Genomic DNA, 14408 nt, shown 5'->3' on the forward strand with positions numbered 1-14408 from the left:
CAGGATACTTATCGGCGGGATGCCGGGTTTCTTTGAGTTTTCTCGTTTTGAGACCGTAGGTAGTTCATAAGTTCTGTATTTTGCTTTTGAAGTTCGTCATTGCGTTTTTGCAGGTCGGCCATTTGCGACTCAAGCTTTTCTAAACGTTGATCGTTTTGCGAAAACTTCGCCAGGACTTCGCGATAGAATTCCTGTAGCGCTTGGGTTAAAGGTGCAATCATATTCATGTAAGAAACGGCCTTCAGACCGGTGCTTTCATTCTCGGTCACAAGTTCGGGATAGATCTTCTCTAGTTCTTGCGCGATAAAACCCATCTGCAGTCGCGGGTCCGCGTGTGGATCTTTCCAGTGATAAGAAGCCGGACGAAGTTGCAGAATTTTTTCAAGGCTGTGATCTAAAGTATGAATATCTTTTTTCAGACGCACGTCTGAAGCGCCATTTACGGTTCCTGCCGTGGTTAAATTTCCTGAAGCGGAAAGAGCCATGCGAATCTGTCCCACACCACCGCTGGTGGTCAGGAACTCGATATTCCCAGAATCAATTTCGTTGGCGACAACCAGTCGATTTGTGCCCGCATTGGGATAACCGAAGTAGCCAGAGCGCACCGCAGGAGCTGAAGTCCGTGCGTAAATACTCATATAAACATGATCGGCCGAGCCTGGTTTTAGTGCCAAGCCATTGGTTTCAAGCGCTGTTGTCGTGACCCCATTGGGAGAGATTGTTAACGGGTTTAAATAGGGAATAAAGTTTCCATCGCCCTCGGAGTCCGCATCGACGCGCAAGGTTTTCGCGTCGAGAACCAGCCGGAATTGTTTTCCTGCGCCCGAAGTATCTGATTCGCTAAACATCAGCATGGGTGCGGTAGAGTCAATAATCGAATAACCCGTGGTTTTCGTCACGCCGACGACATCAAGATTCGCCGTTGGTGCGGTGGTCATCCCAATACCGACTTTTCCGCCCACGACCAAGCTGATATCTTGCGTCGTTCGCCAATCCCCCTTAGCGGTACTGACATTTCCCAAGCGAACGGTGTTATCCGCCGTCGAAGACAAGGGGCCCAGCCCCCAATATCCTGAGCTGCGCCAATTTCCTACGTATTGGGCTTGTCCCAAAGTATCGTGATAACTTCCAGCAAACATTCCATAATAGGCGGCTTGTGCATCCCAAGGTCCTACTTGAAAAGTATTTCCTGGATCCATTGCGCCCACGCCAAATCTTCCATCGGCTTTCAAACGAACTTTTTCATCATTGTTTGTATCGAAAATAATATCCGCATTCGTGCCATTGGTGATGTAGAAATCGTTCGTTGCGCCCACGGCAAAGCCGAAAGTTCCTAACCAAGTCCCATTGCGAAGAAAGTCGATCTCGGATTTTCCACTGGCCGGTGAGTTGACGATGAGCGGAGTTTTCGTTGCCGAGGGCGCCATCACCATCAGGCCGGCCGTATTGTCGGGCGCGCCACCAATACCGACATAACCATCTTTGTGAATGGTCATGCGTGTAGTACCCGTTGTTTCGAAGTTCAAGGCATAGGCATCGTTGGTTCCCAAAGTCGCCGCTGCGCTAAAAGAGTTTCCGTTCTGAATAAAATAGGAGGATGTGGGAAGCGAAGTACAAATCATCAATCCCGTTGCATCGAAAGAGACGTACTGTCCCGCAGAACAAGTAAATGGCACCACCGCCGAACCCGAAACATTCGAGGCCAGCAAGCGATTAGCCGTCAGAGAGGTCGCTCCGGTCCCACCATTCGCGATCGGCAGTGCTCCTGTCACTTCTGTTGCGAGATTCACTGCAGAGCCATTCGTAGCACTTGTCAAACGTCCTTGCGCGTCCACGGTGATATTTGCTCGAGTGTATGAACCAGCGGTCACCGAAGTGTCGGCTAGTGAAATGGTGCCCGTCCCCGTGATCGGTCCACCCGAAAGCCCGGTTCCAGTGGCAATGTTTGTGACGGTGCCTGCATTGGAACTGTCGGCCGCCGGTGTCCATTTAACTCCGTCATATTTCAAAACCTGTCCAGCTGTTAAACCCGCCGTATCGACGGTCACACCTTTGATTTTATTCACAGTGACGGTACCGATAGTTCCACTGACATCACCAGCGACAGAGACATTAATAGCCTGACATTGAAAGCCCACAACCGGGCTCCAATACATGGTTTGATGAGCGGCGCAGTTGGCCGACGTGACATACCCATCGAAAGTTGTTTGCAATAAATAGCTGTTCAAAGTCGAGTTCAGATTTGCAACATCATTCATCCCGATCGCGGCACTTAGCCATTTGGCACCGTCGTATTTCAAAAAGTGCCCATTGGTGGGCGCCGAACTCGCGACATCATAACCTTGTATTTTTGCGACAGTGGGATTGGGATATGAGCCGGAAAGATCGCCCCCGGCGACACCGATAGGAGTTCGAGCATCACTCAGGCGCGGGTCATTACCCGCAGCTAAAGTGTTTGCACTCGTGCCGACATTGACCGTCAAAATTGGTGTCGAAACATTGTTGGTCACCGTCAGATAACCATTGGCAGAAGTGACATTGGTCACAGTCCCGCCACTGGCACCGGTCACCGCGGCACAGCTTAAAGAACTTCCATTCCAAGTCAGAAATTCACTGGCGTTACAGGTCGGGATTCCGGTTTTTATAACGAAGTCACTGACTTCGTGTTCACCCAGCTTTTCCGCTGATTGAGAAAAAGCGGCAAACGGAACGGTGCGAATTTCGTTGTCGGGTGTGAGCAGCTTCCACCCCGTTCCGTCATGAAACTGCACCCGCAGTAAGCGCGTATGACTGACTGCCGGCGTGTAAGTTCCCGCCACATTATTGTCAGCGTCAGCACAGTCGTGAGTGGTGCTGTTGTTGAAAGCATTTAAAAGAGTTTTCGTCGGAGAAGAAGGGAAGAGTTTGGTTCCGGCGCCAATTGGAACATCGAACACGCCATGACTGTTCGTCATGTTGATCCCATTTTTTTGTTCGCGATAGATCACGCAAGATCCGGTGTTGTTTGTAATCTCGAACAGGAAACTTACGTTATTGTACTCTAAAGCACTGCCATCGCTTTTAACAATACGCCCCTGGTAAGTGAGAAGATTGGGCGCCGCAAGGGTATGCAAGGATGCCAAAATAGAAAAGACAACAAGATACGTTCCGGTTTTCATGGGAACCTTATCGGAGCGGATTGCTTCTTTTGGAAGGTAAAAATTAAAAGTGAATGATAAGTCGAGGGGTCTTCAGATAACGGGTTCAAGATGAATCGTTAGTCCGGTTGCGTGGCCAAAATCAGAATCTTTAAATGCTTCAAAATGAGATGCTTTGAAGAAGATCCCTCTGATCGGGATCACGGAATGATCACGCAGTGGAAGCCGAAGGGCGGGTGAGCAAACGATGTACTCGAACTCAAATCAATCGTAAAGACTCCCGTGCTGGAGCCCGTGTTCCATCTACCGCCACGACGGATGGCGCCGATTGCAGGGGCTACGCCAAGGTCCGGATAGTTGTCGACCAGAAGACGATTGCATAGAGTATTGCTGGTCATCGTTTGGACTAACAGTTTTTCGACATCCAGAGCCGCAATTTTTTCTGATAAGGCCCGGGTTTCTCTTTGTTGAGTCACATTAATTGTGATCACGCCAGCATCACAATCGATAGGATTCCCAGTGAGACAAGGATTTCAACAAGGCTCATTCCGGATTCGTTTTGAAAACGAGTTCTACATTTTTTCATATTCTTACGTTTCGGCGGGAAGGGGCGGGAGAGTGTAAGCTACGAAAGCGTTCCAAAGTAAAGAATGGAACACTCTAAGTCCGTTTATGCGTGTCAACGAAAGCAGGCCATCAAAGTGGCCTCCATATATCAACGACAGCGACCAAGACTATTTTTCGCCAATGTATCTTTCAAGGCGTTCTAGTCGAGATCTCAGTTCTGCATTTTCCTTCAATAATTTTTCAAATTCTGCTTTATCAACTTTATTATGTTCAAGAGTCGCAATTCCTCGAGCTTGGGAAATCTGTTTGTCTTTGAGGCTGACAACGTTTTGATAAAGTTCTTTGATAGCCTCAATCAATGGAGCTACAAGAGAGGGATAATTCACCGATTTATATCCGTTATGATCGGTATGAACGGCTTCTGGAAATTGTTTTTCGACTTCCTGAGCGATCACACCGATATCCTCAATTCGCTCGTGTGTTGTGGGTTGCGATATGTCGGTTCTCCACTTGAAAGTGACTCCACGCAGTTGAAGAATCTTTTCTAAAGGGTTTTTGATCTCAGTGATTTCTTCTTTAAGTCGTTTATCTGAAGTGGTGTTCCAGGCGGTCGCAAGGGCCGTGCCGTTGACGTGTAAAAGCTGTGTGGGACTTATAGTCCCGATGCCTACATTTCCATTGGACTGAATTGTTAAAAGATTTTCGAAGGTGGAGGCCCCCGTTTTCTGTTTAAAGTCGAAGGCCGTTGTTGCCCCCTCATAAGAATTCCAGAAATTCGTTTCTCCCCAAGCTCCGGAATAATTGCCGCCAATAGTCAGGCCAAAACCCGAGGCGGGAGCTGTTCCATTGTTATTTAAACTGAAAGATGCAAATGCGTTACTCTGAGCGCCCACTTGAAACTTTTGTGTTGGCGCGGCAACGCCGACACCGACATTCCCGGTTGAATAAGCATTCAAAGTTAAAGCGGCTGCCTCCACTAATAAACTTGTGTGGGCTGCCGCCGTTCTATTGTAAGAGGAAATGAGTGCCGTATTCGAGTCATCTGCGTAACCAAACTCTAACCCTTTGCCTGAAGCGGGAAATGTGCCAAAGGAAGCTCCCCCTTGAATACGGATCATGCCTCCAGAGGTGTCAAGGGCTGCCAGAGGATTGCTTGTACCAATGCCGACCTTGCCGCCACTGGGAGCCAAAATGATAGAACCTTTGGTAGTGTGAGATGTCGAATCCAATGTCAAAACATCACTGCTTCCGGTTCCGCCGTTGATAGTCTGCCCGCCAGATCGACCCGCAAGAAAAAGATACTGACTAAAAAAATCACTAGTGGTGGTTGGAAGTAAAGATGCTGGCAAACGACCGTCGCCATCCAAGGTCGCCAAACCATTTGCTTGGGCTTTTTGAGCGGTGATTCTTGCATCCACACTCGAAGAAAAATTCGTAATCGCGGAAGAGTTTAAGGACCCGATATCCTGACAGGTAAAACGATCGGTGATCAACGACCAGGTCATCGACTGATTTGCGGCACAAGCGGAAGCGGGGATTAGTTGGTCTCCTCCCCAGGCCGTTCTGATGTCTTGAGCCCTGACGTATTGTGCTTTCCAAGTCGTATTAATCTGATCCCACAATAATACTTGTCCATTGATGGGTGCTGTCGCATCGATTGGACGACTTTGAATTTTTGCGACGGTTGGATTCGGATAATTTCCGCTTAAATCTCCGCCCGCAGAGCCTTTCGGCTTTCGATCGTCTGACAATCTTGTGTCATCACCTCTGACAACTTCGCTTGCCGCCGCATCGACGCCAGCGCCGGCAACATTTAATGTCGCCGACGTCCCAAGACCCGTGATGTCTGCAGGGGTAAGAGTAATAGCACCGATTCGGCCTGCAACGCTTGAAACCGGAGCGGAAGGAAGAGGTGACCATACAAAGTTTCCAGAAGCATTCAAGCGCAGGACATCACCATTGTTGCCGGCCTGATTTGGCCAAGCTACCGAATATCCTGCGCCACCGGTGGGCAGAGTGAACGTTAAATATTCGCTTGCTCCGTCATAGAGCTTCCAATTTGTAACATTGATATTTGCCGCAGATATGGAGGTTGCACTGACATTTTGAGTGAGCGTGCCTGAGGTAATTTTTGCGGCATCTATATTTGGGATATCCGCAGCAGACAAGGAACCGCCGTTAGTGACCCGACCTTTAGCATCGACCGTGACCTTGGCGTATTCCCCGGCAGTCACACCTGAATTAGCAAGTTTATTTCCGGAAATTGTTCCATCAGCAATGTTGTTCAGTGCCGCGCCCACCCCCAACTTTTCCATGGTCACGGCTCCGTCGCTGATTTTCGCGGTTGTGATAGAGCCGTTGGTAACCTCGGCTACCACATCGTCACAGATCAGATGACCACTTCCATCGTCTTTAAGAAATTGTGTAGAACCACAAGTGGGCAGATCTATTTTCGCAAAGTTCTTTACAGATGTATCGGTCGTGGATGGAGTCATTGCCGCCCAACCACCCGCATTCCAACCAAGGAACTGACCATTCGTCAAAACAGGAACAGGAGAGCCGCGCAGCTGACCGGCTTTTTCATATTGTGTGGAGGCACCAGTTAAAAGATTCACCAGCTCAGAGAAGTTCGCCGGGCTTAAGGGCGTCGCATCACCACTGCTCAAACGCAACAAAGAACTGGCGGGAGTGCCTCCAACTTTTTGCGAATCATAAGCGCTGACTGAGAATGGCACAAAGTTCACATCCATTAAAGGAAGTGTCTGATCACCAGTGCCTGTTCCGTCGTTGAAAGTGACCTCAAGATGCCTTTGATCTAAAAGATCAGGCGTATAGAAAGAACCGGTGTTGCAGACCAACTTTGGAGTATTAGTGGTGTTGAACGTAATATTGGAGTCATTATTGAAAATCCTTTCTACTTGGATTCCTGGATCGGCGGCTGTTCTGGTTCCCTCACCGTCGCCGATCGACAGAACAAACACACCTTGCGAGTTACTCATGTTCAGTGACCGCATCTCTTCATACAGTAAACATTTTTTTGGTTTTGGGCTATAAACTCGGACCTTGAAAACGACATTGGCGTTTTCGACGGGATGCTTGTTTGGATCCAAGAGACGTCCATGATAAGTGATTGCGGCTCCAGCCCATCCGAATAGGGGAGTCAGCATTATCGCCATAACAATGAATAAATTTGTGTGGCTCATTTCCTTATTCCTTGAAAAGGTTGGATTGTAGACTTGTTCGAACAGTATACCCACTTGAAGTTTGCGGTTCTGGTTGAGCGTCATAGTAACTGATTGAGACCTGAGCCTGATAGCCACCCGTGGTATAGACACCTTGACTGCTAGAAGGTGTAACTTCTAAGGGGGGCATTTTTTCAGAAAGCACGGGCGCTGGTCCAGGGGATGTATTTTCACTCAGATTCAAAATTTGAGCATTGAAGGAACATCCCGAAAGAAGGACCACTAAAGATAAGGAAGAGGCTATATTTATTTTTCCTAACCTTTGTTCCACCGTGCCACCTACATTCAGTATTTTTGGCCTTCGGCCAGGCCTCTCGTAAATTAGAGTCATGGTTTCAGGCATTGTGTGACTATGTTTATGAGTTTCTTTTCGGCTTTTTTTTCTGTTTCCTTAAATTTTCAGAAAAAGTATTTACAAAAAAGAAAGTGGGACGGATTCGATCGGGGGATTAGAAATAGGAATGTTGTGTCTTTGTTAGACCCCAATGTAGTACACGTTTTTGTTCGCTCAAGTGACAAAAATCAATAATAATGTTCCAAAACTCGACGGGGACATACTAATTATTGCGACAGAGTAAATTTATAAAAATCGAATATACCTAGTGCAAAACGAATCTTCGATTTCTGTATTCCTATTGGATGTTTTGGAACGCCGACGCGAACGAAATCCCCGGTACTCGATGAGAGCCTTTGCTCGTGATCTGGGGTTATCGCCTGGATGTTTGTCTGATTTTCTTTCTGGTCGAAGAGTGCCCGGAAAATAACTTACTCATCGAATTATCGTCTCTTTAGGACTCAAGCATGAAGAGGCTTAAAAGCTGAAGCAACTCATTGAAAGACATAAAATGTTGCACGTCGAATCTGGTGGTGCCTTTCAGTTGTCAGCCGATCGAGAGCATTTTGCTATTCCGAATTTAATGAAGACGGACAATTACGTTTCGAAAGCTTCCTTGCGGTGTATCCATAGAACTTACGATGAAAATACCATCAGCATTACGGAGGAAAGAATGAGTAAAGTGGATGTTCAAGTTGTTCTGTTAAGATCTTCATGAAAAGAAAGTGAAAGGACCGTCCCTAGGGTCGATGGAAAAGATGGGGTGTGTGAGCGGTCAATGCGATGTCAGGAAACCATGGATTTCGCGCCATTATTGATTCCCCCCTCACACGTTTGAACATGGAGGCCAGGCTCCTAAAGGTGCGGATTAGGTGGCGACTTTTTTGAAATGACATTCAGCACGAGAGCGACAGCGATGATTAAGGCGCCAAGAATTTGCAGAGGTCGCAAGCTTTCATGAAAAATGAAAGCACCCATAAGTGCGGCGGTGATGGGTTCGATCATCATTAGTAAGGCGACTTCGGTGCTTCGTAACTTCTGCAAGGCGGCCAGTTCCAGGGTCAATGGCAGAATTGTGCAAATGATGGCAATGCCAAAAATACAGCTGGCTTGAAAGCTTGTCAGAGCTTGGACATGTGAAAAATCAGTGCGATGAAACAGGGACAGCGTGATCGCGCCGAAAGTGATCACGTAAAGGGTGGAAGAAATAGGACGAACACCCTGTTGCAGTCGACCGGATAGAAGGACATAGATCGCATAACTGATTGCCGATCCCAAGCCAGCAGCGATCGCCCAGAAATTGCGAACTTCGATATGGCCCCACAGAAGCAGTACCAGTCCTGCAGATGCAGCAACCAGACACAGAGCCTCTTTCTTAGAAATTTTATCGTGTGTAAAAAAATGTGAAAAGACATTCACCCAGAACGGGTACGTATAAAGTAAAAGAGCGGCCAGCGTGACACTCAATCCGTCAATGGCTTCGAAATAAAGAGTCGAAAAAAGAGCATAACCAAAAACGCCAAGCAAAGATGCTATAACGGTTTGTCGTCTATTCAGCTTAATCCACTGAGGTTTGAAAAGAAGAAGAAAAATCCAGATAAGAAGAGCTGCCAGAGTGAAGCGATAGGAAAGAAACTGCCCCACAGAAAGACCGGAGGCGAAGGCCCACTTCGCGAAGATCCCTAAAAATCCAAAACCCACGCTGGCGATAGAAATCTCGATCGTGCCTCTTAAGCGTGGGTTCAGGGATGCCATGGTTTATCGGCCTTTTGATTCTTTTTTCACGCGGATACGTGAAGCGGGTTTGGCGGTCTTTTTAACCGAAGCCGTGCGCCCCTTGTAGGTGCGCTTTTGTTTTACTTCCTCAGGATCATCCGCCAAGAAGACGCGTTCGACCGCCACTTCATTCAAGAAGATAAGTTCGCCGGACTTCAAGGCTCCCATGCGCAAGCGGCCAATGGCCACACGTTGAAGTTTTAAAACGTCAAAGCCCACCTTCGCAAACATCTGACGGATCTGACGGTTTTTACCTTCAGTGATTACAATTTTATACCATTCGTACTTATCAGACTTGTTGTCGCCGGACTTTTTAATTTTTTCGATATGGCGAGCCGATACGCGACCGCCGACAATCGAAACCCCTTTTTTTAGTTTTTCAATTTGGTGAGGTTGAGGCTGGCCATCCAATTTCACAAGGTAGGTTTTAGTAACTTCCGCTTTGGGATGCATGACTTTGTTGGCGAAGTCACCGTCGTTCGTCAAAAGCAACATACCTTCAGAGTCCCAATCCAGACGACCCACCGGGAAAACTCGCGCAGGGACTTCTCCCAAATAGTCCGCGACGGTAGGGCGACCATGAGGATCGTCCATAGTTGTCAGCACACCTTTTGGTTTATTGAAGACAAGATAGTATTTTTGCGAAAGTGGTTTACGAAGAGGTTTGCCATCCACCAAGATACGATCTGCTGTAGGATCAACTTTGACGCCCAATTCGTAGACGCGTTTTCCATTAACCGTGACTTGACCTTCTTCGATCATGCGATCTGCATGACGACGGGATGCCAATCCTGAATCAGCAATTAGTTTATTAAGTCGAACTCTTTGAGCGGCGTTATTTTCAGACATTCTTCATCGGCCTCGGGTAATTGTTGTGAAGACAATATACCACCAGTGAGGGCAGAAGAGGAGATATTCTTGCGAGAGTATTCGCCAATGGCGTGGCGAAGATCACGCACTAAAAGAGTCATGAGCTTGTCTCCCATAAAGATATTGTCCAAAGCGGTTTCAGCTTTGTTTAGGACAATGGAAGACCACTTTAGTGCCTCAGAATCACCCTGTTGGATTAAAGCGCAGGTTCTTTCCAGTTGGCTGACCAAATCCTGATAATAAGGATCTGTGCGACGATCGACAAAGAACTGCTCCAAACGCTTGATGGGGAAGAGAATGCGAGTTTGTTCCGCCAGAGGTTCGCTTTTCATTTCTTGAAGTTTTTGAAAAACATACCCACGAAGCAAAGAACCTGTGACCTTTTCGCCCATCACGCGGAATTGTGCTGTGATATAAGGAGCCACTTCGATTTTATGAGTGTGTTGACTGCTGAGTTCCAACTCGGAGTTGTAATAAAGAACAAGATCTTTACGCAAAGGTTCCAAAAGGCCGTTGCGAAGAGTGAACTTGCGGTCAAAAGTGCGAACTTCCAAAGATTTGTCTTCGCGAAGAAGAATCACAATCACGCGTTTGTTCTGATCGGGAAGAACACGAAACTTGTCATTTTCGCCGCAAAGCGTCTTAATGTAAGAACTAACTGCGTCAATCAGATCGTGGAAGTGCTCGATCTCGATAAGCTGCATGTTTTGAGGAAAACGAATTGGACTGAGGTCAAACTTCTGTTGATAGAAGCTATTGAAATTCTCCAACAAAAACTGAACTTCGTGGCCCAACTGCTGCTTGTTGGAAGCCCAATGTGGGTAATCCATGCAGTAATTGAAAAACATTTCGATCAATTCCGGGGTTAAAACGTCTTCAGGATGAGGAAAACCCCGCAAAAAATTGAAAAATGACAAACGCGTGGGCGTATTTTGCGGATTTAGATCAGATACGAATTTTAAAAGTTGTCCAACCTTAAGCAAAATGCGGTCCCCCTTCGCGCATAAAGTATGAACATTTGAAATTTTAGTCCAGAAAAAATATGATAGAAGACGTAGATTTTTTTGAAGTCCTAGGAGGGGCGTCTTATGCAAAAAGAATTAAATCCAGAACTATTTGGGGAAAAGAAAGTCGCCAAGAGTCCTACAGTCGAAATCCCTGCAAACATGGGCACAGTCGGGAACAATTATTTGAACACAGATCGGCAGATTTTTGAGCTCAAAGCCCAGAACCAGGCTTTAGCGGATCAGCTGAATAAAGTGGTGGCGACTGTGAACGAGTTAATCAAATCCTCCAACATCAAATTTGAAAAACACAGTCAACTTCTAGGGCGCCTTGAGCAAAGCCATAACGGGCTTGCGACCGAAGCGGGCCAGAAGATCACCCAACTGGCGCAACGTGTGAACGAACGCAAAAGCCTGGATCTGAAAGTTCAGGAAATGGTGGACCGCCATAATAATGTTATCAAGAGTTTCGAGGTTCGTATGAACCATCTGCAAAAATTGCTGGCGGAAAAAGAAGCGCAAATGATTTCTTCTCAGGCGGCTTTGAATGAAGCGAAAATGGAAATCGCCAGATTGAAACGTTTGTAGAAAAATATCCTGCTTAAATTCGGATAAAGTAAAAAAGCCGGTGAAAACCGGCTTTTTTATTATTGAGCGCCTTTTTCCATGCGTTTTAGAAATGCCTCTGGTTTTTCAAACATGGTCAATGTCAGGGCGTCGATCCACACACCATTGCGATTGATGAAAACCACCGTGGGCAGTCCTTGAATATTGTACTTCTTTTTTAATTCGCGCAATTTTTCGGAATCCTTGGTGGCATCGAATTTCAAGAACACAAAGCTCTGCCCCATGGCGCGGACCCGGGCATCGGTGAAGGTGTGTTCCTCCAACTCGTGGCAGGCGGCGCACCAATCCGCCCAGAAGTCGATAATGACGGGTTTACTGTTCTTCGCAGCCTCTTCAAGAAGTTTTTCCGAATAAGGTTGCCATTGAATTCTGTTGATTTGATTAAGGCTGTCGTTGGCCATAATTCGACCCCGAATGTAGGGGCGCAGATCGAATGCGGCCAGGGCGATGTAACCGATACCGACGATAAGCACCGCCTGCATCAGGCCTTTGCGAATCTTGTTCAAAGCTGAAGCCACCTGTAAAGGAGTCAGGAAGGCGCCGTAGACGCTTGCCAAAATAACAAGCCCTGCTCCCAATGCCAGGTCAAACCCACGTTCTGGCAAGAGGAGTTCCAAATAGTAGTAGAAAGCACTCAACATCAACGTGCCCAGGATGAATTTGAAAAAGTTCATCCATGGACCCGAGCGCGGCAGTGCGCGACTTAATTCTGTGAAGACTCCCAATGCAATAAAGATCAGTCCCAATCCCACAGCGTAAGTGAAAAGGAAAAGGAATCCTAAAACCTTGTTTTGTGTTGAAGCGACATAGGTCAAAATGGCGACCAATACCGGTCCCACACAAGGACTGGCCACGATTCCGGCAAACATTCCTGTGACGTAAGCTCCACCCAAGGATTTTTTTTGTTTTCCCGCGCCCAGGCGATTGCGAATGAAGGCAGGAACTTGGATTTCATAAAGGCCATACATACTCAGTGCCATGGCCAGAAAGATGAAACAGATGACGGCCAAGACATAGGGATTACCCAGGGTGGCGCCGAAGACTCCACCTGTTGAAGCCGCAATTAAACCCAAAACAGAATACGTCGTCGCGATTCCTAACACATACACACAGGCGGTGATCAGGTTCTGTAAACGTGTTCTTTCGTTCGAGTGATTACCCAGAACTGCAAGAGTGATAGGGATCATCGGAAAAATACAAGGCGTGAAACTGGTGAAGACGCCCGCCAGAAAAACAAAGAGCAAGCCGGTGAAAAGACTTGTACTTAAAAACTTTTGAAAACTTCCCGAGTCGAAAAAGGAAGGCGAGGACATGGCAGGTGTCGTCGCTTTTTCCATGATTTGAGGTTCACCTTCAACGACAGTCACGGAAATAGGAACTTCAATTAGCTTCGTGGTGGGAAAAAGACAGAATTGATCTGAACAGGCCTGGTAGGTCAATTCCAGCTTCATCTTGTCATGTTTCTTCAGGAATCTATTTGGAGCTTCAATGTGCGCTTGCAATGTGGCGTCGTTTTCAATTCCCAGGCGGTCTTTTTTTGAGAATTTATCGAACCATTTTTTTAAAGGTGCAACATTCAGTGGCGCCACCTGAAATCCATCGGGTTCCAAGACAACGACTTTAAATTGATCTTCGTAGGCGTGATAACCCGACGGAAGTTTCATTTTAATTTCAAGTGTTCCACCTTGACCCGGATTCCACTCGTAGGGAAGCACTTTGGTTTCGACTAATAACGGATCCGTATCATCGGTATTGAGTTGCGCCCAAGACGAAGGGCCTGTCCCAAGCAAAAGTGTGAAAACGAAAATGTACTTCAGGCTGAGTTTCATGCTTTTCCTCTTAGTCCTAGTCCGGACCATGGGCAAGTTTATTCGCTAATGACTCAATATTACCACAGCTGTCTCCGATAGAGAAACTGAAGAGGTCATATCTTATGGGATTTGTAGGTATCATAGTCGTATTCGTGATGGTGTTCGGGGGCTTTATTATAGCCGGCGGTCACATGTCCGTTATCTTAAAGGCGGCGCCAATCGAAATGATGATTATCGGGGGCGCCGCACTCGGTGCGTATATCATTGCGAACCCGATGAAAATTATTAAATCCGGTTTCAAATTGAGTATCAAAGCAATGACGGCAAAAGGTCCGCAGAAGCAGGATTATGTCGAACTGTTGCAGATGATGTTCCAGCTTTTCCAAGCGTTCAGAAAAGAAGGACCGCAAGGGATTGAAAAACACATCGAGGAACCAGAGAAGAGTGACATCTTCAAAGCTTATCCAAGCTTCATGCATAATCATCATGCGGTTCACTTTCTGTGCGACACGATGAAAATCACGTTGTCAGCAGAGATGTCACCCTACGATGTTGATGATCTTCTTGATGCCGATATTAAAGCGATTCACCACGAAGAACACATGGCTGCACATGCGGTACAAACAGTCGCCGACGGTTTCCCTGGATTGGGTATCGTTGCCGCGGTTCTGGGTATCGTAAAAACCATGGCCCACTTGACCGAAGGGGTTGAAAAAATCGGTTCCTTGGTTGCCGGCGCCCTGGTTGGAACGATGTTAGGGGTTTTCTGTGCCTACGGTTTGATTGCACCAACAGCATCAAAAATGGGTGCGGATATCGAAGCGGAAGGTCGCTATCTGGCTTGTATTAAAGCAGCCATGATTGCGTTGCAAAGAGGCGCGCCACCGATCGTGTGTGTCGAGTACGCTCGTCGTACGATCATGCCTGAAGAGCGTCCTTCATTTGACGAAGTAGATAAGGCAACAAAAGAGATTAAGAAAGCGGCTTAATTAGAGCCGCAAAGGCCAAGCGGGCTTTGTCCCGCACAACCGGACTTGTGA

The 14408-nt window shown here is 47.1% G+C and carries 11 protein-coding genes; 3 read left to right on the top strand and 8 right to left on the bottom strand.

Annotated features, from left to right (window positions below; genetic code table 11):
* Positions 1–8: 8 nt before the first annotated feature.
* The 4 genes from OM95_RS04925 to OM95_RS04935 all read right to left on the bottom strand — a co-directional run bounded on the left by OM95_RS04925 (position 9) and on the right by OM95_RS04935 (position 6907).
* Positions 9–3158 carry a tail fiber domain-containing protein gene (locus tag OM95_RS04925; protein ID WP_291515586.1) on the bottom strand — a complete coding sequence of 1050 codons (3150 nt, stop codon included), beginning with the start codon at positions 3156–3158 and terminating at the stop codon, positions 9–11.
* 179 nt (positions 3159–3337) lie between these two features.
* Complete coding sequence (locus OM95_RS04930; RefSeq protein WP_041870909.1) at positions 3338–3628, bottom strand: hypothetical protein; 291 nt, start codon at positions 3626–3628, stop codon at positions 3338–3340.
* Positions 3625–3723, bottom strand: coding sequence for a type II secretion system protein (locus OM95_RS17515; RefSeq protein WP_363228091.1), 99 nt, complete (start codon positions 3721–3723; stop codon positions 3625–3627). The genes OM95_RS04930 and OM95_RS17515 overlap by 4 nt, the downstream gene beginning before the upstream one ends.
* Positions 3724–3871: 148 nt before the next feature.
* Entirely contained in the window at positions 3872–6907 is a 3036-nt protein-coding gene (locus tag OM95_RS04935) for a tail fiber domain-containing protein (protein ID WP_041870910.1), read from the bottom strand.
* An 884-nt stretch (positions 6908–7791) separates the two neighbouring features.
* On the opposite strand from OM95_RS04935, the gene OM95_RS04945 reads away from it, so the two are divergent.
* Positions 7792–7998: a hypothetical protein gene (locus OM95_RS04945; protein ID WP_041870913.1), complete on the top strand. Its 207-nt coding sequence runs from the start codon at positions 7792–7794 to the stop codon at positions 7996–7998.
* Positions 7999–8135: 137 nt separating this feature from the next.
* Here the strand turns inward: OM95_RS04945 and OM95_RS04950 are convergent, their stop codons facing one another.
* Genes OM95_RS04950 through OM95_RS04960 form a run of 3 tightly spaced genes read right to left on the bottom strand, consistent with a single transcriptional unit; the run spans position 8136 to position 10909 of the window.
* Entirely contained in the window at positions 8136–9035 is a 900-nt protein-coding gene (locus OM95_RS04950) for a DMT family transporter (RefSeq protein ID WP_041870914.1), read from the bottom strand.
* A 3-nt stretch (positions 9036–9038) separates the two neighbouring features.
* The gene (locus OM95_RS04955; RefSeq protein WP_041870916.1) at positions 9039–9905 is read right to left on the bottom strand and encodes a pseudouridine synthase; all 867 of its coding nucleotides are present in this window, start codon (positions 9903–9905) and stop codon (positions 9039–9041) included.
* A complete protein-coding gene (locus OM95_RS04960; protein ID WP_041870918.1) occupies positions 9860–10909 on the bottom strand; it encodes a hypothetical protein in 1050 nt (349 codons plus the stop codon). The genes OM95_RS04955 and OM95_RS04960 overlap by 46 nt, the downstream gene beginning before the upstream one ends.
* A 105-nt stretch (positions 10910–11014) precedes the next feature.
* On the opposite strand from OM95_RS04960, the gene OM95_RS04965 reads away from it, so the two are divergent.
* A complete protein-coding gene (locus OM95_RS04965; protein ID WP_291515587.1) occupies positions 11015–11518 on the top strand; it encodes a hypothetical protein in 504 nt (167 codons plus the stop codon).
* Between the two features lie 59 nt (positions 11519–11577).
* Here OM95_RS04965 and dsbD read toward each other — a convergent pair whose 3' ends face one another.
* Entirely contained in the window at positions 11578–13386 is a 1809-nt protein-coding gene (dsbD, locus tag OM95_RS04970) for a protein-disulfide reductase DsbD (RefSeq protein WP_041870920.1), read from the bottom strand.
* Positions 13387–13490: 104 nt separating this feature from the next.
* Between dsbD and motA the strand changes: the two genes are divergently transcribed.
* Positions 13491–14357, top strand: coding sequence for a flagellar motor stator protein MotA (motA, locus tag OM95_RS04975; protein ID WP_041870922.1), 867 nt, complete (start codon positions 13491–13493; stop codon positions 14355–14357).
* Positions 14358–14408 lie beyond the last annotated feature (51 nt).

Source organism: Bdellovibrio sp. ArHS, from assembly GCF_000786105.1.
Classification (GTDB): Bacteria; Bdellovibrionota; Bdellovibrionia; order Bdellovibrionales; family Bdellovibrionaceae; genus Bdellovibrio.